We start from the raw sequence: 22,458 nt of genomic DNA, 5'->3' as shown, positions 1-22,458 counted from the left end.
TGATATGACAAAGCATAATAAATCCTATAAATTTCGTTTGTATCCAACGGGAGAACAAGCATATCTTATGCGTAAAACTTTTGGTTGTGTGCGCTTTGTATATAACAGAATGTTGGCTGAACGTAAAGAAATATATGAAAAATACAAAGGTGATAAGGAACAACTAAAGAAACAGAAGCTTCCTACTCCTGCAAAATACAAAAAAGAGTTCGAGTGGTTGAAAGAAGTTGATTCATTAGCTTTGGCAAATGCTCAACTAAACTTGCAAACTGCCTATAAGAATTTCTTTAGTGGTCAAAATGACTTCCCAACATTCAAAAGCAAAAAAGACAGAAAGTCTTATACAACGAATGTAGTAAATGGAAATATTATGTTGCTAAATGGTCATATCAAATTACCAAAACTGAAAATGGTACGTATCAAACAACATAGAGAAATACCACAAGACCATATGATCAAGTCATGTACAATCTCCATGTCATCCATCGGTAAATACTATGTATCCATTTTGACTGAATACGAAAAAGAAATTGTAAAAAAAAAAGTAGAAACAGTTGTTGGATTAGACTTTGCGATGGATGGATTATACGTTAGTTCTGAGGGTGAGAAAGCCAATTATCCTAAGTTCTATCGTAAAATATTAGACCAATTAGCAAAGGCACAACGAGTATTATCAAGAAGAACAAAAGGTTCTATTCGTTGGGATAAACAACGTATCCGTATAGCTAAGTTACATGAAAAAGTAGCGAACCAACGTAAGAACTTCCTTCATCATAAGTCTAAAGAGTTAGCTACTCATTTTGATGTTGTAGCTATTGAAGACCTAAACATGAAAGGAATGTCGCAATCACTTCATTTTGGAAAAAGTGTTGTTGATAATGGTTGGGGTATGTTCACTTCTTTCTTAGCTTATAAACTAAATGAACAAGGAAAACAGCTTGTGAAAATAGACAAATGGTTTCCTTCTACAAAAACATGTAGCAGTTGTGGAAATCTAAAAAATATGTCATTGTCTGAACGAGTATATTCTTGTATATGCGGTGTAAATCTCGATAGAGATTATAACGCAGCTATCAATATCAAAAATGAAGCAATACGCCTATTAGCGTTAGCATAAATAGCAATAAAATAACCTTTGGAACAAGGGAATTAGCTCGGCTGTCTTAGGACGCATTCGTTAGCTATCAAAAGTAACGACTAACCGAGAAGCCCCCACTTCAAACAGTCCGTTAGGACGTTAAGTGGCGGGTAGTTCACGCGTTTATTTGGAGTAGAAGGAAATGAAGATATATTAATTGGGTTTCTTAACGCGGTACTACAATCATCTATCGATGAAGAAATTGCATCTTTACACTTAGATGATCCGCATCTTCCAAGAGAGCAGAAGGACGATAAATTGTCTATTTTAGATTAGCGAGCCACGTTAAATAGTGGTATAAAAATTAATATAGAGATTCAAGTTCGAGACAAAAAAGATATGATAGAGCGTTCTTTGTTCTACTGGTCAGACATGTATTATTCCCAAATGACTCAAGGGATGAAGTACACGGAATTAAGACCAACAATTTGTATTAATATAGTGGATTCCATTCTATTTCCAGAAGAGCAAGAGTTTCATAATGTTAATACGGTGATGAACAAAAAATCTAAACGTATCATTACCGAAAATATGCAGTTGCATTTTCTTGAAATTCCGAAAGTGATTCAAGAATGGCAAGGAGAACGAATGAATCCATGGGAAGATTCTTAGCGCGTTGGTTATTATTATTTCCTGCGCATGAGGATGAGAGATTAACAACAATCCTGGAGGCGATAACAATGGAAAAAGATCCAATTTTGAAAAAAGCGATAGAGGATTGGGAGCGATTAAGTAGCGATAAGGATTTTTTACGCTTATATGAGGCGAGAGAGAAGGCAATAAAAGATAGAATATCTGAAATTGAAACGGCAGAAGAAAAATCTGCAAAAGAAGCTAGGACAGCAACTAAGACAGAGATGATTCACAAAATGACTAAAATCGGGTTACCTATAGAACAAGTTGCCGAAGTTGTAGAATTAAGTGTGGAAGAGGTTAATGAGATTTTAAAAAATAAAGAGTAGATATAAATGATAAAAAACAGGTAATTGTGACTATACACAGGTACCTGTTTTTTATTTAGTACATAATTATTTTCCTGAGAGCATTTAATGTCCCCTTTTTTTTCGGAGATTACCACTTCTTAAACCCTTCTTTCGAACTACTTACTAATAAAATAGTGTTTTCATTTAATTTTTCTTTTAACAACAATAATACAAGCTTTAATTAACCTTGTATTTTCATATTTCATTCGTAATTTACATGTATTAGTAAAGAGTTGAAATATTGGAGGTGGATTATGTCAAAAGAAAATCAATTTGATTCGAATGAAAGCTTATATGGAGCTGCACTAGACCCAAGTTTAATTGGCCCCACATTCCCACCTGTCCCACCATTCACGTTTCCAACTGGACCGACTGGCATCACCGGACCGACCGGACCCACTGGACCACCTGATGGGCCACCAGGACCTACTGGGCCGACCGGATCCACTGGCCCAACCGGCCCACCTGCCCCACCATTAGTTTGTGATGTAGCTGGCAATATTGGAGAATGCTCCTTTGAAGGAAGCCCTGTAGAAAATGGAGATTGTTCATTCGCAGAAGGATGTGGTACGACAGCAAATGGAGATTGCTCACACGCGGAAGGATGTGGCACAGAAGCAAACGGGGATTGTTCTCATGGCGAAGGTTGTTGCTCAGTCGCAAATGGAGATTGTTCCCATGCGGAAGGTAGTCAAACCGTAGCTAATGCCATTGCCTCTCACTCAGAAGGGATGCGTACTCAAGCAAATGGAGATGGCTCACACGCGGAAGGTACTGATACAATTGCTAGTGGATTCGCTTCTCATGCAGAAGGTTCTGGAACACTCGCAAGTGGAAATAGTTCACATGCGGAAGGCAGTAGTAGCCGGGCAAGTGGAGATGGCTCTCATGCAGAAGGTTCTAGCATAGCAAGTGGAGACTTTTCTCATGCAGAAGGTTTTTCTACCAACGCGAGTGGAAGCTATTCTCATACGGAAGGTTTTATTACCAACGCGAGCGGAGACTTTTCTCATGCGGAAGGTGATACTACTGAAGCTAGTGGGTTTGTCTCCCATGCGGAAGGTTCTTTTACACGAGCCCTTGGAGATGGCTCACACGCGGAAGGTACTGATACAATTGCGAGTGGATCAGGTTCCCATGCGGAAGGAAGTAGTAGCTTAGCGAGTGGACAGAGGTCCCATGCGGAAGGTTCTCTTACAATTGCGAGTGGCGATATTTCCCATGCGGAAGGTGCTAGGACAGAAGCAAGTGGATTTGCGTCTCATGCGGAAGGTTCTCTTACAATTGCGAGTGGCGATACCTCTCATGCCGAAGGTGATACTACTGAAGCAAGTGGAATTGCCTCCCATACTGAAGGGGGAAACACAATCGCGAGTGGCGATTTTTCTCATGCAGAAGGGCAATCTACAACTGCAAGTGGAATTGCCTCCCATACTGAAGGGAGGAGCACAATCGCGAGTGGAAATTTTTCTCATGCGGAAGGGCAATCTACAACTGCAAGTGGAATTGCCTCCCATACTGAAGGAGGGAATACAATCGCGAGTGGCGATACCTCTCATGCCGAAGGTGATACTACTGAAGCAAGTGGAATTGCCTCCCATACTGAAGGGAGGAACACAATCGCGAGTGGCGATATTTCTCACGCGGAAGGGCGATCTACAACTGCGAGTGGGTTTACTTCTCATGCGGAAGGAGGGAACACAATCGCGAGTGGGTTTGTTTCTCATGCGGAAGGGGGGAACACAATCGCGAGTGGTGATTTCTCTCATGCGGAAGGTGATAGTTTTGAAGCAAGTGGGTTTGCATCTCATGCGGAAGGTTCTCTTACAGTGGCAAGTGGGGATGCATCTCATGCGGAAGGTGATAGTTTTGAAGCAAGTGGGTTTGCATCTCATGCGGAAGGTTCTCTTACAGTGGCAAGTGGCGATATCTCTCATGCCGAAGGGGAAAGTACAGAAGCAAGTGGAATTGCATCTCATGCGGAAGGTGATTTTACAATTGCGAGTGGCGATACCTCTCATGCGGAAGGGAGGGGTACAATTGCAAGTGGAACTACCTCTCATGCAGAAGGTTTTCTTACGGTTGCGAGTGGTTTTCCTTCACATGCGGAAGGGCGATCTACAACTGCAAGTGGCAGTATTTCACATGCGGAAGGTTTTCTTACAGTGGCGAGTGGTTTTACTTCACATGCGGAAGGGCGATCTACAACTGCGAGTGGCGATACTTCTCATGCGGAAGGGCGTAATACAATTGCAAGTGGATTCGCCTCGCATACAGAGGGGGATGGTACAGCTGCCATTGGAAGTAATTCACATGCGGAAGGCTTTTTTACAATTGCGAGTGGCGATACTTCTCATGCGGAAGGGGGTGGTACAATTGCAAGTGGGCAATTTTCTCATGCGGAAGGGCAATCTACAGTTGCAAACGCTTCGTACTCCCATGCGGAAGGGACTTTTACAAGGGCGAGTGAGGTTGCAGCTCATGCGGAAGGGTCGAGAACTACAGCAAGTGGCGGCGCTTCTCATGCAGAAGGGGCTGGTTCAATAGCAAGTGGCGGAGTTTCTCATGCCGAAGGACTCTCTACAATAGCAAGTGGCGAAGCATCTCATGCCGAAGGTTCCCTTACAATTGCGGATGGTGATTTTTCTCATACAGAAGGATTAGCGACATGTGCAAATGGTTTAGCTGGTGTCCATGTTATGGGTCAAAGTGGAGGTCCTAACCCTGCAGTAGACCTTCCATTCTCTTGGTATCTAGTCAATGGTGCAGCTCAATGTGACATTACTGGTGTAGTTGCAAAAATTTTAAATAATGGATCTGCTTGTTTCGATAGTACCGTAACAGCTAGTGCATATATAACAGCGGCTGGTGCGTGTGACTATGCTGAAATGTTTGAAACAATTGATGGTCAACCAATTGACGTTGGATATTTTGTTACTTTTGACGGCGCAAGTGATAAAGTAAGAAAAGCTAATGCAAATGATGATTATATCGTAGGAATTACAAGTTCTCGCCCTGGAATTTTAGCGGATACTCAAGATCCTACATGCTCTAAATACTTACTAGATGAATGGAATCGTGAAATATACGAAGAGGTTGTCGTAGAAGCCATAAAAGATAATGAAGGAAATATGATTATGCCCGAACGCATAGAAACAAAGAAAAAACTCAATCCAGCATGGGACCCAAATATCCCTTGTAGTTCAAGACTAACTAGACCTGAATGGGTAGCTGTAGGTTTAGTCGGGAAGCTACTTGTTCGTGATGATGGTACTTGTCAAGTAGGCAACTATTGCAAATCAAATAATGAGGGAATCGCAACAGCAACAACTAACGGATATCGTGTTATGAAACGTACAGGATCAAATCAAATAATGATTTTAGTACGGTAAAAATTAGAATGGTATATTAATAATGTAAATTGCAAATTAAGAGATATATTCTATAGAAAAAACTCTGTTATATGACAAAGTGAGAGTAGAACCAATTGCACGAATCAAATATTAATCTATTTCAACAGCATAAAAGTCCATAATCTCATTTTCATTAAGATAAAACCCCATTTATATAATTCCTAAAGCAGTAACTATCAAGCGGATAACTACTTTTTTCTTCTCATAAAACGGACCACGTTTCATCATCAGCTCGTTATACACAACCGAATCATTCACCTTTCGATTCCCTAGATACTTCATTTCTATTAAATTGCGTTCATTTTCATCAAGCACATTTTCAATGTCCGTTCAATTTATTTAAAACATACCTCACGATTCATATCTTCACCGTTCATTTTAGGAAAAAGTACTATGCCACCTGCTTTCACTTCTAAACAAAGTGAAAGTAGGGGTAGTTTTATATGTCCAAACAATTATCGCAAGGAAGCGAATAAAAAGTGGTGAAGTTCTCTCGTTATAATTTATAACTAAAGAGAAACGAAACGGGTAACTAATCAATGTGTATTTTCTCGTAATGCAATTATTAATTATGTAATTTTTATATAGATATATGATTTGTTATACTGCAGTAAAATAGAGGTTATTATGTAAACAAAAGAAAAATGAAGCGTATTATGTACATGTGTATACGCTTAGAGACAAAAGTACGAAATCAATAAAAATAGAACCATGGCGCTCATTTAAAGAAGAAATGAATGTTTTAGGTCTTAAGGACAGTGATATATTTCAAATTCAAATGGTATGGTACGATCCAAACAAAGATAATAAGAAGCAATAAAAGTAAAATAGAAAAGGAATCGTCTATTTAGCTTTTATTTTTTTTGGTCAATAAGGACTTGTATTTTTAAAATCGTATTGCTATAATATAAACGTAATAAGATTTAACAATAAAATAAAAAATTTATCAGTTCGCATATAAGAGAAGACCTCAATATGCGCCATGTCCTTAGGGGACGTGTGCGTGTATTGGGGTCTTTTTGCGTTTTGCGAGCAAAACCACCCGGAGGTGCAGGAATTATGTTGAATTGGTTGTCTGCAAAACTTATGACAACATCAGTAGGAGATTTCTTACTGGCAAAAAGTAGCTTTACGAAAGGTCTTGGTGGTAGTGGCAGTGGTGCCAATGCTGAAACCGTCCAAAAAAGCATGAACACTTTGGTGAAAACCTTAATTGGTTTTGGGGGAATTTGGGTGGCAGCTTGCGTTGTATTTGCAGCTATTAAACTATCTGGAGCACAAGGTAAAAACCCTGAGAATCGTACGCAAGCTATGCTTGGACTTGCTTGTGCCGCAATTGGTGGTTTTGTCATGATCAAAGCATATGACATCGCTGCTTGGGTTACAACAATCTAACATAAGAGTTTGTAAAAGCTCTCCTCTATTTGGGGAGAGCTTCTCTTATACAAGGGAGGAAACAAAATGAGAAAAGTAACCGTTCCTGTTGATATGACCTCGGAACAAAAAACACTGTTAGGTGTATTGAGTAAACGCCAATTGATTTATCTGTTAGGTGGCGGAGCATCTCTTTATTTATATGTACCATTCTTATGGCGGCTATTTGCACCTATTGATGCGGTGGTAGCATTTTTTATTTGCTTAATTTTAGCAATACCAACGGTAGTAGGTGTAATAGCTTTTGCTTTTATTTATAAAGAAAAACAACACATGTATCTAGATAAGTTTTTACTTATCAAAATGCGTAGCCGTTCTGAAAAAGGCAAGTGGAGAAAAGGGTACGAGCCAACTACATGGGCAAAGGAGAATTTATAAATGTTAGAAATGATATATTTTGCGGCGATAGCCATTGTAGGATTTTTCTTTTATCGGAAAATGAACGGAAAACCGCTGTTTGGGTCTAAGAAAAAGGGGAAAAAGCAAGGCGGAGTAGAGAAACACACTGCTGAAAAAGGTGGAAAGAAAAATAAAAAGAATATGCCTGCTGAATCAGAAGTTGATGAGGATAATGTTGATTTCTTTAGCGCTTTTGTAGAAGACATTAAGGAAATTGATAATCATATGATTCGTTATCATGATGACACATTTGTCTTGATTGCGGAAGCGCATCCAGTTAATTATTACTTACTCTCCAATATGGAACAAGAAGCGATTGATATCAAAATTGAATCATGGTTAACCACATTAGAGTTTAATACAAAAGTATATATTCAAAGTAAGTTTGTAGATTTAACAGATCCTGTACGAAAAATGACAGAAACGATGAAAGGTGCGAAGGACCTTACACCAGAGACAATACTATATGGTCAAGAAGTTATCGATAACTTAGAGTACTGGCAACGTTCGCAGCCTCGATATGAGCAAAAACGTTATTTAATTTACCCATACAAGGTGGATATTAGTACGATTACAGCTGATACAGAGGAAGAATTGGAAGAAAAGATTGTAGATAAAGCGTTTAACGAATTATATCGTCGTTATAATGCTTCGCGAAATTTATTATCAAAAGCAAAAATTAATGTAGAAATGTTAACGAAAGATAAATTGATAGAACTTTTATACGTAGCGTTTAATCGTCGTAAAGCTGTGAAAGCACGTTTCCAAGATTTAATTGAAAATGAAAACTTCTCTCTGTATTCAACAGGTGAAACAAATGAGAGAAAACTAGAGTTAATAAAGAAAGTTCTAGCAGAAGAAAAAGCTGAAAAATCAAATAATGGGGTGGCGTAAATATGAAGTTGTTTGGAAAAAAGAAAAAAGAAAAAAAGAAATTAGAAGCAGAAAAAACAGATGAATTAGAGCTAGAGGAGGAAGAGCAGGAGCAAGAAGAGGTACCCACTCAATTAGATAATCAAACAACCGTGTTTGATGTCATTGCCCCAGAAGGCATGAAAATTGATGCAGAAGACTATGGGGTGATTAAGCAGTCTTTAGGAAGTAATACCTTCTTCCGTCCGTTTTACATTCCACGTGATGGATACCCTCGTATGATGCAAACCAATTGGTTGAACATGTTAACTTCAGCTGGGGAAGTCGATGTCATGATTGATATTCATAAAGAGCCAAAAGCGAAGGCGATGCGATCGTTAGATATGCAGCTAACGATGCTACGTTCAAACCTTTCTTTCCAACGCACACGAGGAAACATTGATCAAGAAAAAGACTTAGATGCAAAAATTCAAGATACAAACAATTTAATGGATGAAATTCAATTTAATGAGAATGACTCCTATATGGTGAGTACGATGGCTGTTGCGTATGCAGAATCAAAGAAAGAATTAGACGTTTTATGTGAGTATCTTGAGGATGAAATGCAAGCATCACACTTTAAGATAGCAAGTACTTGGAATCGTGTGAAAAGTGGTTTGAAAGCTGTTATGCCACTAGGTGCACCAAACACTTTGCAAGATACATACCGAAATATCGATAGACGTGCCTTGTGTACATTTGCCCCGTTTGTGTCAGGATCCGGAAGATTTAATGGTGGTATACCAATAGGAAAGAACAAAATTACTGGACAAATAGAATTTTTAAATTCGTTCGGGAATGCAGATTATCGCCCACCAAATTATAACATTGGTGTGACGGGGATCTCAGGTTCCGGGAAAAGTTTACTTTTAAAGATGAAGTTAGCACGTGAAACGTCACTTGCAGATACACATGCAATGATTATCGATTCAGAGGGCGAATTCGTAAAAATTACAAAACGTCTAGGTGGTATTAACTTAAATATTTCACCAGAAAGTAATATCATTATTAACCCTTGTGCAATCGCGGTAACAGAACTTCAGATTACAGATAAAGATGAAGAACTAGAAGCGCTTGAACAATACGATAAGAAAGAACTCATAGAGCGTGATGGCGTGAAGTATGTAAGATTTGTACCTATTTTAGAGAAAATTAATGAAATACTAGGATTCTTTGACATTATTATTCGTGGACAAGATTTTGATCAACCAGGATTAAATGTATTCCAGCGTACGATGCTGGAAGATGCAATCCGTGAAGTGTTTGATAAACATGGTATTACCTCACACCCTTCATCTTTATATACAGATGAAGTGAAAAAAGTGGATGGACAATTAATTCAGTCCCAAGTGAGAAAGCCAGAGCCAGAGTTAAAAGAAATCTACGATGTAATAGTAGAACATCATGGAGACGATGTGAAAGCGGAAGAGTTAATTGCGGCGATTCGTCCATTCCTACGTGATGGTTCAAAGCCATTATTTGATGGACAAAGTCATTTTGGCCGTGGTGTAGAAACGCAGTTAAATGAGTCACGTGTTGTTAATTTCAACATTAGTCATTTAGAGGAAGGATTTTTAAAACCAATCGCCTTCCACGTTATTTTGAACTATATTTGGGAGCATTGGATTAAGAGTCCTGAACACGCTATTAAGCGAAAAGTATTATATGTGGATGAAATGTGGCAGTTTATCGATTATGAACAGACGGTTAACTTCTTAGAAAAAGTAGCACGTCGTTCACGTAAAAGAAATGCCGGCATGTGTTGGGCAAGTCAGGACTTTGTTCGTATTTTAGAAAATGTAAAAGCGCGCGGTATCTTGCAATCTACTTTCTCTTATTTCTTCTTAGAGCAAAATAAGATTGATAAGAAAAAAATCCAAGAGAACTTTAACTTAACGGCTGGGGAGCTTGATATTATTCTAAACAACCCAGGAAAAGGAGAAGGAATCTTCCGTGTAGGAGATAGTTCAGTTTGGATTCAAACAGATCCATCAGACAAAGAAATGATGTTTATTGAATCAAATGAAGCCGTACTACAAGAGCTTTTAAATAATATGAAGAAAGTACAAGGATACGCAGGGTAATAGCGTACCAGAGATAAGGAAGGTGAAATTATGCTTGATAAGATAATAGGATGGGTCGGCGGCTTAATAGTTTCTATGGTCAAGACCTTTCTTTCTCCAATCTACTTATTAATTGATTCTATCCCCGATTTAATTTTTGGTGGGGATAGTACAAAATTAGCTTTTTTATTTAAAGAGGGGACGGCTGGAGATGTATTAAATTCAGGATTACCAGTCATGTTTAAATTTGCAGCCTTTTTAGTCTTAGTCAGTGTTGTATTTGCAGGGGCTAAGTATTCAGCAGCTGCCATTAATCCAACGAATCGAACATATATCATTGAATATACGAAGGATTTATTGATTGTTTCCATTTGTATATGGCATTTAGATTTCTTTTATAACTTTGTATTTGATATTAATAGTTGGGTAACATCAGAGTTTAAAAGAGCAATAGGAGAACATTCACTAGACATTTTTAAACCAGGTCAGACAATTGCTGAATTGTCTATGGATAAAAATAAGGATGATTATTTATTTCGAATTTTCGCGATGTTGATAGAAGTTGGATTATCACTTTGGGCAAACTTCTTCTACTTAATGCGGGCTGTATCTCTTTATATTTTGATGTTAATGGGACCGATTATGGTTGGTATGTGGTTATTCCCGCAAAAGAAACAACAAACACTATATTGGATCCGAGAGTTTGTTGGTACAGTACTCATTCAAGGTATCCATGCGATTACCATATGGCTCATTTTTGTGCTAGTAGGTAAATCAGATAACACTATTATTAAATTAATCTTATTTGCTATGTTTATTCCTATAGGTGAGATTGTAAAAAGTTTTATTGGTTTAAGTACAAATACGGTGGGAGCAGTAAATCGAGCAGGCACAATGCTTGGAATGGGTGCCTTAGCAAGTATGGCAGGAATTGTTAAGGGAATACGTGATGACCATCGTAGTAATAATGAGAAAACAGGAGGAAGTAAAGATGGAGAGCAAGATAAAAAAGAAGATGCTGATAACCTGAAAAATGCATTAGGAGCAAATTTAGGGACAGATGTAGGTACAACATCTCGTGCAGCTCGCATGTTAAAAGCAGGGCAAATTGGAAGTTCAATTGGTAAAGCGGCTGGTGGATTTGCAGGTATGGCAACAGGAGCTGGGTTTGGACCAGAAGGAATGGCAATAGGGACATTGGCTGGCAGTAAAGCGGGCGGATTTACTGGTGCGGTTGCTGGAAGATCTGCTGCTACAGTAGGAGAAGGAGCTGTAGCCTTAGGAAAACATATTGGTTCAAGTGTGAAGAAGGGTACAGACACTTATAATGGGTTAAATAGTGAATCTTATCCAGAACTAACGGATGAAGATATTGCACAGGATTTAGCTACAAAAGATTTTGAATCTTGGAAAGCAGATAATTCGGATTCTGCAGTTGCTAGTCGATTAAAACAAGCATTCCCTGGTGCTTCTGATGCAGAGATTGCTAAAAAAGTAGCGAAAACAAATAGCGATCAAATGTCTCATTTCAATAATCAGCGTAAACAAGATTTGCAAAATATGAAGAAAAACGCTACACCATATGGAAATGCTAGAGATTTAGTCAATGCTGCGACTAACGCATTCCAAAAGGGATATGAGGCAGATCATAAAGATGCGTTTATGAGTCAACTGCCAGAAAATATGTCGGCGGAAGAAAAAGAGAAAAAATGGAACGGCCATCTTAATTCAAAAGTACAAGGGTTTAGAAATCATGCAGAACAAGCGGCAATAAAAGCGGGGGCTATGCCTGGTGATACATTTGCCTCTCAACTTGCACTTGGAAAAACAGTTGAAGGGGTAAAGGGAGAAACACTAGAAGGTGGTCATCAAAACATGGGACAAGTAGACTCTCTTGTTGGGGCGTCCACTGCTGCATTTAAAAAGGCGTATGCTGCAGATCATAAGGCTGGATTTATGAAGCAATTTTCTGCAGGTGTACCACAACAAGAAAAAGAGGCGGCATGGAACAAGCATTTGAGTCAGGAAGTCCAAGGATTTAAAAATCATGCACAGAAAGCTGCCGAACAATCAGGGATTGTACAACAAAAAGATGGGACTAGCTATGCCAATAAGGAAGCTTTTGCTTCTCAGTTATCACAACAATTACAAAGCAATCCAAATAAGCAAGGAAATAACTTGTTTGATAAGTCCTATGTGAATAAAGATGCTTTTGCTTCTCAACTTGCATTAGGAAAAGTCGGAAAAGCAGTTGAGGATGTAAAAGGAGAAACGTTAGAGAGTGGCCATAAAAACATGGGACAGGTTGGTGCTCTTGTCGGTGCTTCTACTGCTGCATTTAAAAAGGCGTATAGTGCAGATCATAAGGCTGAATTCATGAAGCAATTTCCTGCAGATGTACCACAACAAGAAAAAGAAGCGGCATGGAACAAGCATTTAGGTCACAAAGTACAAGGGTTCGAAAATCATGCACAGAAAGCTGCCGAACAAGCGGGGATTGTGCAACAAAAAGATGGGACTAGTTATGCCAATAAGGAAGCTTTTGCTTCTCAGTTATCGCATCAATTACAAAGCAATCCAAATATAAATGCAATAGGTGTATCTAGTGCAGCAGGTATTCAAAAAGCGGTAAATGGAGTGAAAACACATAGTTTAACAAATGGGTACGGAAATCAGCAATCAAAAGAAGTAAGTAATGTTGGGAACCTGGTACAAGCTTCTACAGAGTCCTTTAAACAAGGGTATGCAGCAGAGAACAAAGAAAACTTTATGAAAAACTTGTCTCCAACTATGTATCCAAAGCAAAAATTAGAAGCGTGGCAGGCACACTTGAATGAAAAAGGAAATGAATTTAAAACAATCGCTCAGCAAGCAGCGGTACAATCAGGAGCGATGCCTGTGCAAGCAAAAGATGCAGGTGGTAAGAGTTTGCATACACAATCTTATATAAATAAAGGTGCCTTTGCTTCTGAATTAACGAAGGGTCTACAAAATCATGCAACTCTTGGAACGGTGAGCCAACAAGTAAGTTCAGGGATTATAAGTTCTATTCAAGGAGTTAGATCTCATGGTGTCGCGACAGGTGGTGCGATCAATAAAGATGTGTATGCAGCTACGCAAACGCAAGCAAGCCTGGCACAAGCTGGTAACCTTTCGGTACGTGAGATTGAACGTTCGTATGCAGATGCAACAGCTAGTGTAGCAAGTATTTCGCAAAGTGCAGGGAAAATGACTATACCAACTTCAGCAGTGGGACGTATGACACAGCAAAGTAAGATGGTAGGTATAAGTATGATGGAAGGTGCCAAACACCTTGCGCATATACAAGGATTAGAAAACGTATCAAAAGCATACTTTAATGCGTCAGATGCTGTTCAGCAAGCGGGTGGAAATGTAGTACAAAGAGTGATGAGTGGAACTGCAGCTGCTGTTCATACTTCGTTAGGAGGTAACGCAGCAGAACGCCATTACAATGTAACAAAAGGACTCAGTTATGCAGCGGGCGTTATTGGTGGCGCTGGTGCTTATCAAGCAGCTTCACGTACGGTAAGTAAGTATAATCTGTATAACAAAGCTGTTCAAACAGAAGCAAAAGAAATTCAAGAGATTCAGAGAATGGTACCAACAACAACAGACCATACAGGAACGCAATCTGTTGCCAAAGGGGCTGTACGTTTAGTTACGACGAATAACAAGTCATGGATTGAAGCAAAAGATTCCAGTGGGATGACACAAGTTGTATCTCGTTATGGTAGTGGAGATAGTAGCATTCGTTCCGGACAAATGGTATATCAAGATTTAAATATTGCAGACGGGCAGTTGACACAGTACCGAAATGGTATGAAAGCTTCTCCAGCATATATACAAGATTCAAGTGGTGGGAAAATTAGTATAAATCGCTCGATTAATGCAAATCCAAATCAATTGGTAGGAAATCAAAATCCAAGACCAATACAACAAAAACCAGTAATGAGCGAACCGCCAATCACTGTGAATCATAAAGTAGACAATGGGAATTTCTACATGTCCGATTTAGACCAGGGTGGATATAAGAATGTACAAATGGTCGTAGAAAGAGACCGTAGTTATATGGTAGCTACTACAACAGATGGTACGGTTTCACGTATCTCACCATTTGGAAAAGGAGATACACGTTTACAAACAAACCAAAGAATTGAAAGAAATTGTGAAGTAAAAGATAGTAGCATTAAACCAAGAGAAGAAATTTTGGTTACACACACACAAGACGAAACCGTACGTGCAGAGACACACCTGAATTTATCAGAATATGATCCGCAAAATCTGATACCATTTGCGCCAAATCCACGTTTAGCACAACGAAAAAGACGAAATCATGAGCATGGAAAGTATGGTGTGACAAGTCTATGAGTAAGAACCCAAACGATCCAAATGAACAGAAAAAAAGCAATCCCTTAAAAGATGTAGCGTCTCACTTTATCAAGAAAAAAGGGATGCAAGCTCGCGGGAAAATGGCAAAATTGGCAGGAAAAGCAGGAAGGGCGGCAGCGAAAGCTGCTGCCAAACTGCTAAAAAAGGCAACACTTAAAATTGTAGGGTCAATATTAGCCGCGGTTGGATTACCTGCGGCTATCATTATGTCGCTGATTATTGTGGTGTGTGTCATTTTAGCATCTTTTGTACCATTTACCGATGATGAAAGTAAAACAGAAGAACAAGTGAAAAAGTATATGGAAGTTTCAATGGCTCTAAATGTGGATTGGAAAGAGATTGTCGCTTTTGACATGGCGCGGTATGATAATGATCTCACTGGTAAAGATCCACATGATGCTATTTCATATTTTTTGGATATCCAATATGAAGAATATACGGAAAAAGAGGTATGTGAGGCAGGACCGAATGGACCATGCGAAAAGAAAAAGAAGGAGATGCAGAAAACAAAATCAGAGAGTTTTTCAGGTCCAGATGTAAAAAAGATATTGGGAGATACAGATTTTAAGAAAAAAATAGATGAAATTAATGCTAGTGGTAGTAAAAAGGTGACAACCTCTTCTCATGGGCTAGAGAAAGCGATGGAACTTGCAAAATTTAGTGAGAGTCAAAAAGATCGTGCGCGTGAGATATTAGCTGCAGGGATGTTAGAGGGAATGTATGGACATCTAGCCCCAACTGGTGGATTTATCGGGGGCATGTGCGTAGGTTCTGTTAGTCCTGGTGGAGAGCCTGTTAATATCAATGAAAAAGTAACAGGTTATCTTCCAAAAATTAAAGAGATGGCAGAAAAACATGGTGTCGCTGAATATGTTGGTATTCTGGCAGCTCAAATGATGCAGGAATCAGCTGGAGCAGGAAATGACCCGATGCAAGCATCAGAGGGACATTATGGAGACTTGAGTCCATCTTGTATAGGTGTAAAAGGAAATGCTCGAATGGGGTGTATTACAGATCCGAATATTTCTATTGAAGCAGGAGTACAGGAATTTAAAGATGTGCTAGGACAAGCGAATGGTGACGTCGCTCTCGCCTTACAGTCATATAATTTTGGGAGTGGTTTTATTAGCTATGCATTAGCAAAAGGTGGTTATTCAGAGGAAACAGCCATTGAATTCTCAAGAAGTAAGGCACATTTAAATCCGGGTGGTTGTTCTGATCCTAATAACTTCCGAACCAAAGTGGGAGCGTGTTATGGGGATTATACGTACGTTACCAAAGTTTTGAAGTATTACAAGGATTTAGGTTGTGTAGCGTCCGGGGATGGAGAATGGGTGTCTGATAAAAGTTGGAAATGGCCAACGAAATCAGGGCGTATTACAGATACGTTTGATGCGGTTCGTGGTGGAAAACAACATAACGCTGTAGATATTGGGGCCATGACCGCCGGAAAAGCTGGAGACCCTGTGTGGTCGATGGAAGTTGGTATTGTAACGAACCAAACAGGAAATGTAAATGGTGGTGGTTTAGGTGTTTATGTAGACCATGGAAATGGCATTGTATCTCGCTACTTACACTTGAGTAAAATATCAGTTGCACCAGGAACCATGGTAACAAAAGGACAAATTATTGGGGAGATGGGCGGTTCTAACTATAATAAAGATACTGGTTTACTTAATATGGCTGGTTATGCTGTTCATTTAGATTTCCAAATTCGTATTAACGACCAACCAACGGATCCAATGAAATTCTTTAAGAAAAATGATAATCCAGGACTATCATCTGGTGGTTCACCTATTATGATGAATGACAAACGACAAAAAGTATTAGCAGAAGCAAAAAAATGGCTTGGTCAAGGAAAAGTGAGATATGTATTAGGGGATCGTAATCCACCGGGTGGCACTTCAGATTGCTCAGGATTTACGCAGTATGTCTTTAGAACAAGTGTAGGTGTGCAACTTGGAGATTGGACAGGTGCTCAAGTTGGACAAGGTAAACAAGTACCAGACATCAATCATGCACAACCAGGAGACCTCATCTTCTATGAAAACCCAGGACACGTTGCAATTTATATGGGGAACCAGAAAATGATTCATATTGGTGATGATAAGGGTGTACAAATTACAGGTCTAAACTATACGGCAAGAGGACAACATATGACTCAAATCCGTAATGTTATAGACTGATAAGGGATGAGAGAAGATGAAGAAAGTAATCAATATTTTGTCCAATATGCCTCGTAAGTACTTGGTGGTATTGGGGGTCATAGTTTTAGTGCTAGGTGTAGCTACCTATAATACCATTCATCGTTACATGATGAAATCACAAGTACAAGAGGAAGAACAAGTAAATCAAGATGAAATAGAGATGCTTGGAGATAAGCCAAAGGGATTTGATACAAAAGAAGAGGAATATATCGCGAAAACAAAAACAGTAGAAGACTTACTACGAAAAATATCTTCCAGCAGTTATGATGTACCATATTTGTTTACAAAGGCTGGATTTGGTATTGAGCCAATGAAAATGACAAGTAATGAGCGCATGCTTGCTACAGAAGCTGTACAACGATATTTCCTGCATGGAGATAAATTCTATAATGCTCGTATTACAAAAATAGAACGCGGAAAAAAAGTAGATACGTACCACATTAAAGTTCAAATTCAACAAGTGAATTTCCTTGAACCACGTCAATTTAAAGTGCAAGTAAATCAATATGCACAAATTGTAACACCAATTGAACAAATTCCGCACGGGCAAGAAGAAGTACCAGTGGATTAAGTGGAAAATGAGGGTTGTGGAAGAAAAAACACAACCCTTTCTAAAAAAATAAAGAGTACTCTAAAAATATTTATTAAATATTCATAATTTTCTGATATAATAAAACCACAGCTAAATGAAATCTATATATATAACTGATTTGAAATAGATATGGAGGAAAGAAAAAATGAGAATGTTATTTGGAACAGCAGCAAACTATTTTGCGGGATATTCTTCTGGAAGGGGTTCAGGATTTTTAGGGACATTATTCGGATGGGCTTTGTTTTTGGGTGGAGGATATCTATTAGTAGAACATTGGGATGCTATCACGGTTTGGATGCATAGTTTAAATATAGTGCAAGGGTTAGACGGTTATGAAGACATGAGTAATGGGTTCATCTTTGTATGCTTGGTCGTAAGTGCTTTTATTTTTATGCTGTTGTTGCCGGTCTTTGCCATATTAATTGTAGTAGCCGTAGTATTAATGAATATTGTAGTTTGTACTCTTGTACTGCTAACATCGCCAAGTACATATACAAAACAGAAAAATAAGGAGAGTGAGTGGGAATGAATACAATTCTAGTATTAGGTGGATCAAATGGTAGGACGTTAGAAAAACTAGCGGAAAAAAGAGATTGTCAGGTGATTTTTCATGACGGGAAAAATCATGGTGGTATAAAGAAGACGTTTCGGAGTGTCATTAAAAAATGTGATGTTATTGTAATTCAAAAAGGTGCATGTGGCCATGTATCCATTGATGTAGCAAAAGAATATGCGAAGAAGTATAATGTCCCGCTTTTATTTAATCAGGGGTTTGGTGGAACCGGTGCATTAGAAATAGGTTTAAAGCACCTGCAAGCGGCTTGATTTTAGTAGGTAGTTCGAGAGAATTGTTTGGGCTTTTAATCACTTAATCAATATATATAATTGAAATAAAAGTAGATTTGCAACGTCAATGTAGCAGATTATAATTCTAATGAAAAGCTTCACTATTCTTAGCTGTAAATTGGATTACAAAAGGTGTAATGACAGCATGTATATGAAATCGTTATTGTAATAAATTTTGAATTTTAGTAAAAAGGGAGAGATTGAAATGATTGAAACGATAATAATAAAATGGTATTGCAAACATTGCGATTCTTTTAACCGTACAGAGGTACGTGCAAAAGGTAAAGTTAACGATGAACATTATCATGGCTTTTGCAAAAAATGTAATGAACAACATTATGTAGTTATGTCTGTTCAATTAGAAGCAATGCAACCTATAGAAGAAAACTAAACCAAAGCGTTAATTTAATACAAATAAGGTGAATTTTAATCTTTTTAGATTGTTAACTATATATACTAATTGAAAGGTAAATACAATGATATGAATAATAGTAATTTATTTAAATCAAGCTACATCATTCTCATTTATTTTGTAATGACTCAATTTGTTGGAATTATAGGAGTGCAATTGCTAGCGAAGACAGGCTGGTATGATATTCAGGGAAACCAACAACAAGCGATCCAACAACTTCTTGTGCATTGGGAACTAATTGGATTTTCACTCACATTGGTAATCTTTTTTCTTATATATAGTAAAGAAATGATGAGTGATCCAAAGTTATCGATTAAATTATCAAGAAATTCATTGGTATGGATTTTAATTGGGATTATATTAGTATTTCTTGCGCAGATGGTTGGTAGTATGTTAGATAATAGTGTATTCCAGCTAACTACGCAATCAGAAAATACGTCTAGTACAGTCGCTGCTGCAACTATATCTCCTGTGGCTCTTATTTCAATTGTACTTCTTGCACCTTTAGTAGAAGAGTTTGTTTTTCGTTATGCGGCCATAAATATTTTAACTCGAAAGTTTAAACAAACCTGGAGTATACTAATAAGTTCATTTTTCTTTTCTATTATGCATTTTGATTTTCCATTTATATTTGGATACTTTCTAATCGGACTTATACTTGCTGTAGTATATGTGCGTACCAATAGGTTACTAGTATCATTTCTTGTTCATGCTAGTATGAACTTAATTGTTGTTATGTTTCAAGTTCTATAATGTAGCAATTTTTCATGGGGGATTTTGTTAGATTACTATATCTACTGACTACTAGTAAGTGGTGTTATATTAATTAACACCACTTATTGTTTTATAACGTGAAGTTTGTAATGAAATAGCCAAATTCATAACCTGTTTTTACTAGTCCAGCTCCTAATATTATATATAGAGAATATTTAATGAAAAGATTCTCGTTTAAGAAGTTTTTTAGATTATTCATGTTGAATCCTCCATCTCAATTTTATTTGCTTGATCGTGATGTGGCGATACCTCAAATAAGCTTAAATTTATTTTATCGTTGTATATACTTAGTCTTTAATATGTTTTATTAATGCTTTAGCTGCCACAAATAACATAAAACTGTTGAGGACTAAACCTCCTAAATTTACGTAAAAGAAACTTGGTTGTGTAAAATTGTATATACCAGTTAATATAAAACTGAAAAAGATAAATGAAGCTATTATAAGGGATACTGTTTTTTGCTTATTTGTGTATGAATTCATTATTATCACCCTTTAAATAATATATATAGATGTAATTATATCATGGAGTGGTGTATGTAATTAACTAAAAGCTAGATATCTTTGGGAATTTAACTTATTTTTTCTTTTACAGGATAATAAGGCAGCAGATACGCACTCACAATTCGTTATACGTTTAAATCATAAATTATATAAAGAAAAGACACCCTAAGGTGCCTTCCTCTGACTTGAACCACTTTAATTTGAATAAAATCATTTTAAAACCACGAATATATCCTTAATCTTTCATATAATATTTTATCATATTTTTCAGTTAATGGTATCTAATTAGTAAAAATAGGTTATCCCTTGTAAATTCCTTTTCTCCATACCCATTCAATAGGACCATAGCGGAAGTGTTTACTCCAAATCTTGCTGAATATAATTTGTACGAAGCAAATAAAAAGGCCGAAGATACATAGTTGCCAGTAATATACGAGTGAGATATCTTTAAAGTACCACGAAAGAATGACAAGCGTTAGTATGCTTTGGGTGATGTAATTAGTTAAAGCATACTTACCTACGTTCATAAAGGGGTGCAGCCACTTTACATTTCCTTTCTTCTCGCAAATTAAAAGTAGGGAACAAATATAGAATATAGCTAGCGTTTTCCCCCCAAAAAGAATCCATAATTGGATATGGCTAGCGTAATAAATATCAGTTTCTATAAAATAATAGATAATAGGCAGAGAGAGTAAGCATGAAATAAATAGTGAACTCCACTGTAAGACTTTAATTTTCTTTTCAAGTTCCGATACACGTTTGAAAATATTTTTCTTGCCAGCCCATAAGCCTATTAAACATAAGCCAATATATTCTAGGATTCCAATTAGTAGTTGTTTAAATTCTTGTGTCATTAAAAAGAACAAACGAGCTTTTACTTGATGTAAATAATGTGTAAATAGATTCACTGTTTGATTAGTGGTGTTGCCTGTAAACATGTATTGATAGTAATTTGGTACCTCTTCGGGAATAGAAGGGCTTGCTTGTAAAAATAAAATAACACGTAGTATATAACTAGCAAGTAAAAAACTACAACCGGCTATAAAAATAAGCTTAGTAGATCGCTTATAAAAGAACAATAGGATAAAGCCAGCTAAAGCATACGCATGTAGAATATCTCCATACCATAGAAAGATGAAGTGGAGTAAACCGAAGAGTAGTAAGATACACAATCTACGGCTAAATAACATATATATAGGATAGCCTCTTGCTTCTGTATTTTTCATAAAGATATAAAATCCTATCCCAAATAAGAATGCAAAAATAGTATAGAACTTTGATTGAATAAACAAATCTACTAAAAAACGAATCACTTTATCTGTACCGGAGTAACCTGCTTGATTAAAGGGATCTAGTCCCGTCATAGTAGGTAGATTAGCAAATAGGATACATAGTATGGCTATACCTCTTATTATGTCTAAAGAATGAATACGAGCGTTTTGTTGCATGTTAATTCTCCTTTCTTAATAAAAGAAAAACGAGCACTATACTAGCTAGCGCTCGAATTACGTCTTGCAAAGAATCCATCATATGTAGCAGCTGACACTGCTCCTTCTAGCCGTTCAACCTCTTCTCCTCTGTTATAAGCTACAACAACTGGAGTACCAGGGATATCAAACTCTTGAAATGCACTTTGATTTTCTGGTGTAGAAATATCAATACGATAGATCGTACTATCATGTTTTCTTGACATACTATTGATATCCGGTGCAGCCTTTTTGCAATAATGACAGGTTGGTTGATAGTAATATGCAATAAACTCTTCATGGGATTCTATTTTTTGCTTTAATTCTTCTTTTGAAATATCTTTTATATTTTTTGGTGCTCTTTCTGCATCTGCAGCAGATACAATTGCTTTTTCTGGTGTTACAGTTTCTGTTTTGACTGATTCATTCTTAGTTAAAGTAAAGATCGCGATACAAGCAACACATAAGGTTGTTAAAACTGCTCCAATTTTGTAGACTTTTTTCATAGTAAATTCCTCCTTAAAGTAAAAAAAGGACAAACCTCGCCCGAGTTAACTGGGCGTAAGGTTTGTCCTTCACGCTACGTACAATAGAGTATAAACAATGGAAACAAATTTTCTATCTATACAATACCATAACATTTATATAAAATACTATAAGAATTTTTAAAAGAAAAACCAAGGGATAAATCAGTTTGTATAATTTCATGTACCAGAATGTATATAAAATTAATAAAAACCACAATAAGGGGATTCTCTGTATTGCCTCCAACTGTTAGGGACAATATACCTCTCCATTAAACATAAAATTATGCAACGAAACAACCTTATCTAAATGCCACCACCATTCCTCTATCGGCGCTTTAGATTCTTTGAAATTTTAAAGATTATAACTACGTTTCTAATA

General features: G+C 37.3%; 19 protein-coding genes and 1 pseudogene. 15 read left to right on the top strand and 5 right to left on the bottom strand.

Annotated elements, in window-relative coordinates; all coding sequences use genetic code 11:
* Positions 1 to 4 precede the first annotated feature (4 nt).
* The 3 genes and pseudogenes from QCI75_RS29930 to QCI75_RS29920 all read left to right on the top strand — a co-directional run bounded on the left by QCI75_RS29930 (position 5) and on the right by QCI75_RS29920 (position 5,513).
* Positions 5 to 1,117, top strand: a complete 1,113-nt coding sequence (locus QCI75_RS29930) for an RNA-guided endonuclease TnpB family protein (RefSeq protein WP_353762144.1) — start codon at positions 5 to 7, stop codon at positions 1,115 to 1,117.
* Between the two features lie 171 nt (positions 1,118 to 1,288).
* A pseudogene (locus QCI75_RS29925) lies at positions 1,289 to 2,100 on the top strand (Rpn family recombination-promoting nuclease/putative transposase).
* Positions 2,101 to 2,375: 275 nt separating this feature from the next.
* The gene (locus QCI75_RS29920) at positions 2,376 to 5,513 is read left to right on the top strand and encodes a peptidase G2 autoproteolytic cleavage domain-containing protein (protein ID WP_353762142.1); all 3,138 of its coding nucleotides are present in this window, start codon (positions 2,376 to 2,378) and stop codon (positions 5,511 to 5,513) included.
* A 171-nt stretch (positions 5,514 to 5,684) separates the two neighbouring features.
* Here the strand turns inward: QCI75_RS29920 and QCI75_RS29915 are convergent, their stop codons facing one another.
* Entirely contained in the window at positions 5,685 to 5,816 is a 132-nt protein-coding gene (locus QCI75_RS29915) for a hypothetical protein (RefSeq protein ID WP_353762140.1), read from the bottom strand.
* Positions 5,817 to 6,198: 382 nt separating this feature from the next.
* On the opposite strand from QCI75_RS29915, the gene QCI75_RS29910 reads away from it, so the two are divergent.
* The 12 genes from QCI75_RS29910 to QCI75_RS29855 all read left to right on the top strand — a co-directional run bounded on the left by QCI75_RS29910 (position 6,199) and on the right by QCI75_RS29855 (position 19,562).
* On the top strand, positions 6,199 to 6,354 hold the full coding sequence (locus QCI75_RS29910; RefSeq protein ID WP_353762139.1) for a hypothetical protein: 156 nt from the start codon (positions 6,199 to 6,201) through the stop codon (positions 6,352 to 6,354).
* Positions 6,355 to 6,509: 155 nt separating this feature from the next.
* Positions 6,510 to 6,929, top strand: a complete 420-nt coding sequence (locus tag QCI75_RS29905) for a hypothetical protein (protein ID WP_353762138.1) — start codon at positions 6,510 to 6,512, stop codon at positions 6,927 to 6,929.
* Positions 6,930 to 6,995: 66 nt separating this feature from the next.
* The gene (locus tag QCI75_RS29900; protein ID WP_353762137.1) at positions 6,996 to 7,346 is read left to right on the top strand and encodes a PrgI family protein; all 351 of its coding nucleotides are present in this window, start codon (positions 6,996 to 6,998) and stop codon (positions 7,344 to 7,346) included.
* The gene (locus tag QCI75_RS29895) at positions 7,347 to 8,261 is read left to right on the top strand and encodes a hypothetical protein (protein ID WP_353762136.1); all 915 of its coding nucleotides are present in this window, start codon (positions 7,347 to 7,349) and stop codon (positions 8,259 to 8,261) included. It begins immediately after the preceding gene.
* 2 nt (positions 8,262 to 8,263) lie between these two features.
* Positions 8,264 to 10,363 carry a VirB4 family type IV secretion system protein gene (locus QCI75_RS29890; RefSeq protein WP_353762135.1) on the top strand — a complete coding sequence of 700 codons (2,100 nt, stop codon included), beginning with the start codon at positions 8,264 to 8,266 and terminating at the stop codon, positions 10,361 to 10,363.
* Between the two features lie 30 nt (positions 10,364 to 10,393).
* Positions 10,394 to 14,731, top strand: coding sequence for a hypothetical protein (locus QCI75_RS29885; RefSeq protein ID WP_353762134.1), 4,338 nt, complete (start codon positions 10,394 to 10,396; stop codon positions 14,729 to 14,731).
* Positions 14,728 to 16,938: a lysozyme family protein gene (locus QCI75_RS29880; RefSeq protein WP_353762132.1), complete on the top strand. Its 2,211-nt coding sequence runs from the start codon at positions 14,728 to 14,730 to the stop codon at positions 16,936 to 16,938. The genes QCI75_RS29885 and QCI75_RS29880 overlap by 4 nt, the downstream gene beginning before the upstream one ends.
* A 16-nt stretch (positions 16,939 to 16,954) precedes the next feature.
* Positions 16,955 to 17,530, top strand: a complete 576-nt coding sequence (locus QCI75_RS29875) for a hypothetical protein (protein ID WP_353762131.1) — start codon at positions 16,955 to 16,957, stop codon at positions 17,528 to 17,530.
* A 166-nt stretch (positions 17,531 to 17,696) separates the two neighbouring features.
* Complete coding sequence (locus QCI75_RS29870) at positions 17,697 to 18,080, top strand: hypothetical protein (RefSeq protein WP_353762130.1); 384 nt, start codon at positions 17,697 to 17,699, stop codon at positions 18,078 to 18,080.
* Entirely contained in the window at positions 18,077 to 18,376 is a 300-nt protein-coding gene (locus QCI75_RS29865; protein WP_353762129.1) for a DUF2325 domain-containing protein, read from the top strand. Before QCI75_RS29870 ends, QCI75_RS29865 begins: the two co-directional genes overlap by 4 nt.
* Before the next feature lie 226 nt (positions 18,377 to 18,602).
* Entirely contained in the window at positions 18,603 to 18,788 is a 186-nt protein-coding gene (locus tag QCI75_RS29860; protein ID WP_353762128.1) for a hypothetical protein, read from the top strand.
* Positions 18,789 to 18,878: 90 nt separating this feature from the next.
* On the top strand, positions 18,879 to 19,562 hold the full coding sequence (locus QCI75_RS29855) for a CPBP family intramembrane glutamic endopeptidase (protein WP_353762127.1): 684 nt from the start codon (positions 18,879 to 18,881) through the stop codon (positions 19,560 to 19,562).
* A 91-nt stretch (positions 19,563 to 19,653) separates the two neighbouring features.
* Here QCI75_RS29855 and QCI75_RS29850 read toward each other — a convergent pair whose 3' ends face one another.
* The 4 genes from QCI75_RS29850 to QCI75_RS29835 form a co-directional block, all read right to left on the bottom strand.
* Positions 19,654 to 19,782, bottom strand: a complete 129-nt coding sequence (locus QCI75_RS29850; protein WP_258127040.1) for a hypothetical protein — start codon at positions 19,780 to 19,782, stop codon at positions 19,654 to 19,656.
* A gap of 88 nt (positions 19,783 to 19,870) precedes the next feature.
* A complete protein-coding gene (locus QCI75_RS29845; RefSeq protein WP_353762125.1) occupies positions 19,871 to 20,065 on the bottom strand; it encodes a hypothetical protein in 195 nt (64 codons plus the stop codon).
* A 320-nt stretch (positions 20,066 to 20,385) separates the two neighbouring features.
* Positions 20,386 to 21,534 carry a DUF418 domain-containing protein gene (locus QCI75_RS29840; protein ID WP_353762123.1) on the bottom strand — a complete coding sequence of 383 codons (1,149 nt, stop codon included), beginning with the start codon at positions 21,532 to 21,534 and terminating at the stop codon, positions 20,386 to 20,388.
* Between the two features lie 41 nt (positions 21,535 to 21,575).
* Positions 21,576 to 22,058: a thioredoxin family protein gene (locus tag QCI75_RS29835; protein ID WP_353762122.1), complete on the bottom strand. Its 483-nt coding sequence runs from the start codon at positions 22,056 to 22,058 to the stop codon at positions 21,576 to 21,578.
* Positions 22,059 to 22,458 lie beyond the last annotated feature (400 nt).

The sequence above is a fragment of the Bacillus cereus group sp. RP43 genome (assembly GCF_040459645.1).
GTDB classification, from domain to species: Bacteria; Bacillota; Bacilli; order Bacillales; family Bacillaceae_G; genus Bacillus_A; species Bacillus_A mycoides_C.
The sequence above is the reverse complement of the archived record's forward strand: the minus strand, read 5'-3'. Positions and strand labels throughout refer to the sequence as shown.

Excerpts from the sequence above, each read along its gene's own strand:
- QCI75_RS29930 (WP_353762144.1), top strand. The coding sequence starts at position 5 with ATGACAAAGCATAATAAATCCTATAAATTTCGTTTGTATCCAACGGGA.
- QCI75_RS29890 (WP_353762135.1), top strand. The coding sequence starts at position 8,264 with ATGAAGTTGTTTGGAAAAAAGAAAAAAGAAAAAAAGAAATTAGAAGCA.
- QCI75_RS29865 (WP_353762129.1), top strand. The coding sequence starts at position 18,077 with ATGAATACAATTCTAGTATTAGGTGGATCAAATGGTAGGACGTTAGAA.
- QCI75_RS29895 (WP_353762136.1), top strand. The coding sequence starts at position 7,347 with ATGTTAGAAATGATATATTTTGCGGCGATAGCCATTGTAGGATTTTTC.
- QCI75_RS29915 (WP_353762140.1), bottom strand. The coding sequence starts at position 5,816 with ATGAAGTATCTAGGGAATCGAAAGGTGAATGATTCGGTTGTGTATAAC.
- QCI75_RS29875 (WP_353762131.1), top strand. The coding sequence starts at position 16,955 with ATGAAGAAAGTAATCAATATTTTGTCCAATATGCCTCGTAAGTACTTG.
- QCI75_RS29835 (WP_353762122.1), bottom strand. The coding sequence starts at position 22,058 with ATGAAAAAAGTCTACAAAATTGGAGCAGTTTTAACAACCTTATGTGTT.
- QCI75_RS29920 (WP_353762142.1), top strand. The coding sequence starts at position 2,376 with ATGTCAAAAGAAAATCAATTTGATTCGAATGAAAGCTTATATGGAGCT.
- QCI75_RS29880 (WP_353762132.1), top strand. The coding sequence starts at position 14,728 with ATGAGTAAGAACCCAAACGATCCAAATGAACAGAAAAAAAGCAATCCC.
- QCI75_RS29870 (WP_353762130.1), top strand. The coding sequence starts at position 17,697 with ATGAGAATGTTATTTGGAACAGCAGCAAACTATTTTGCGGGATATTCT.
- QCI75_RS29845 (WP_353762125.1), bottom strand. The coding sequence starts at position 20,065 with ATGAATTCATACACAAATAAGCAAAAAACAGTATCCCTTATAATAGCT.
- QCI75_RS29860 (WP_353762128.1), top strand. The coding sequence starts at position 18,603 with ATGATTGAAACGATAATAATAAAATGGTATTGCAAACATTGCGATTCT.
- QCI75_RS29850 (WP_258127040.1), bottom strand. The coding sequence starts at position 19,782 with ATGAATAATCTAAAAAACTTCTTAAACGAGAATCTTTTCATTAAATAT.
- QCI75_RS29855 (WP_353762127.1), top strand. The coding sequence starts at position 18,879 with ATGAATAATAGTAATTTATTTAAATCAAGCTACATCATTCTCATTTAT.
- QCI75_RS29840 (WP_353762123.1), bottom strand. The coding sequence starts at position 21,534 with ATGCAACAAAACGCTCGTATTCATTCTTTAGACATAATAAGAGGTATA.
- QCI75_RS29905 (WP_353762138.1), top strand. The coding sequence starts at position 6,510 with ATGCGCCATGTCCTTAGGGGACGTGTGCGTGTATTGGGGTCTTTTTGC.
- QCI75_RS29885 (WP_353762134.1), top strand. The coding sequence starts at position 10,394 with ATGCTTGATAAGATAATAGGATGGGTCGGCGGCTTAATAGTTTCTATG.
- QCI75_RS29900 (WP_353762137.1), top strand. The coding sequence starts at position 6,996 with ATGAGAAAAGTAACCGTTCCTGTTGATATGACCTCGGAACAAAAAACA.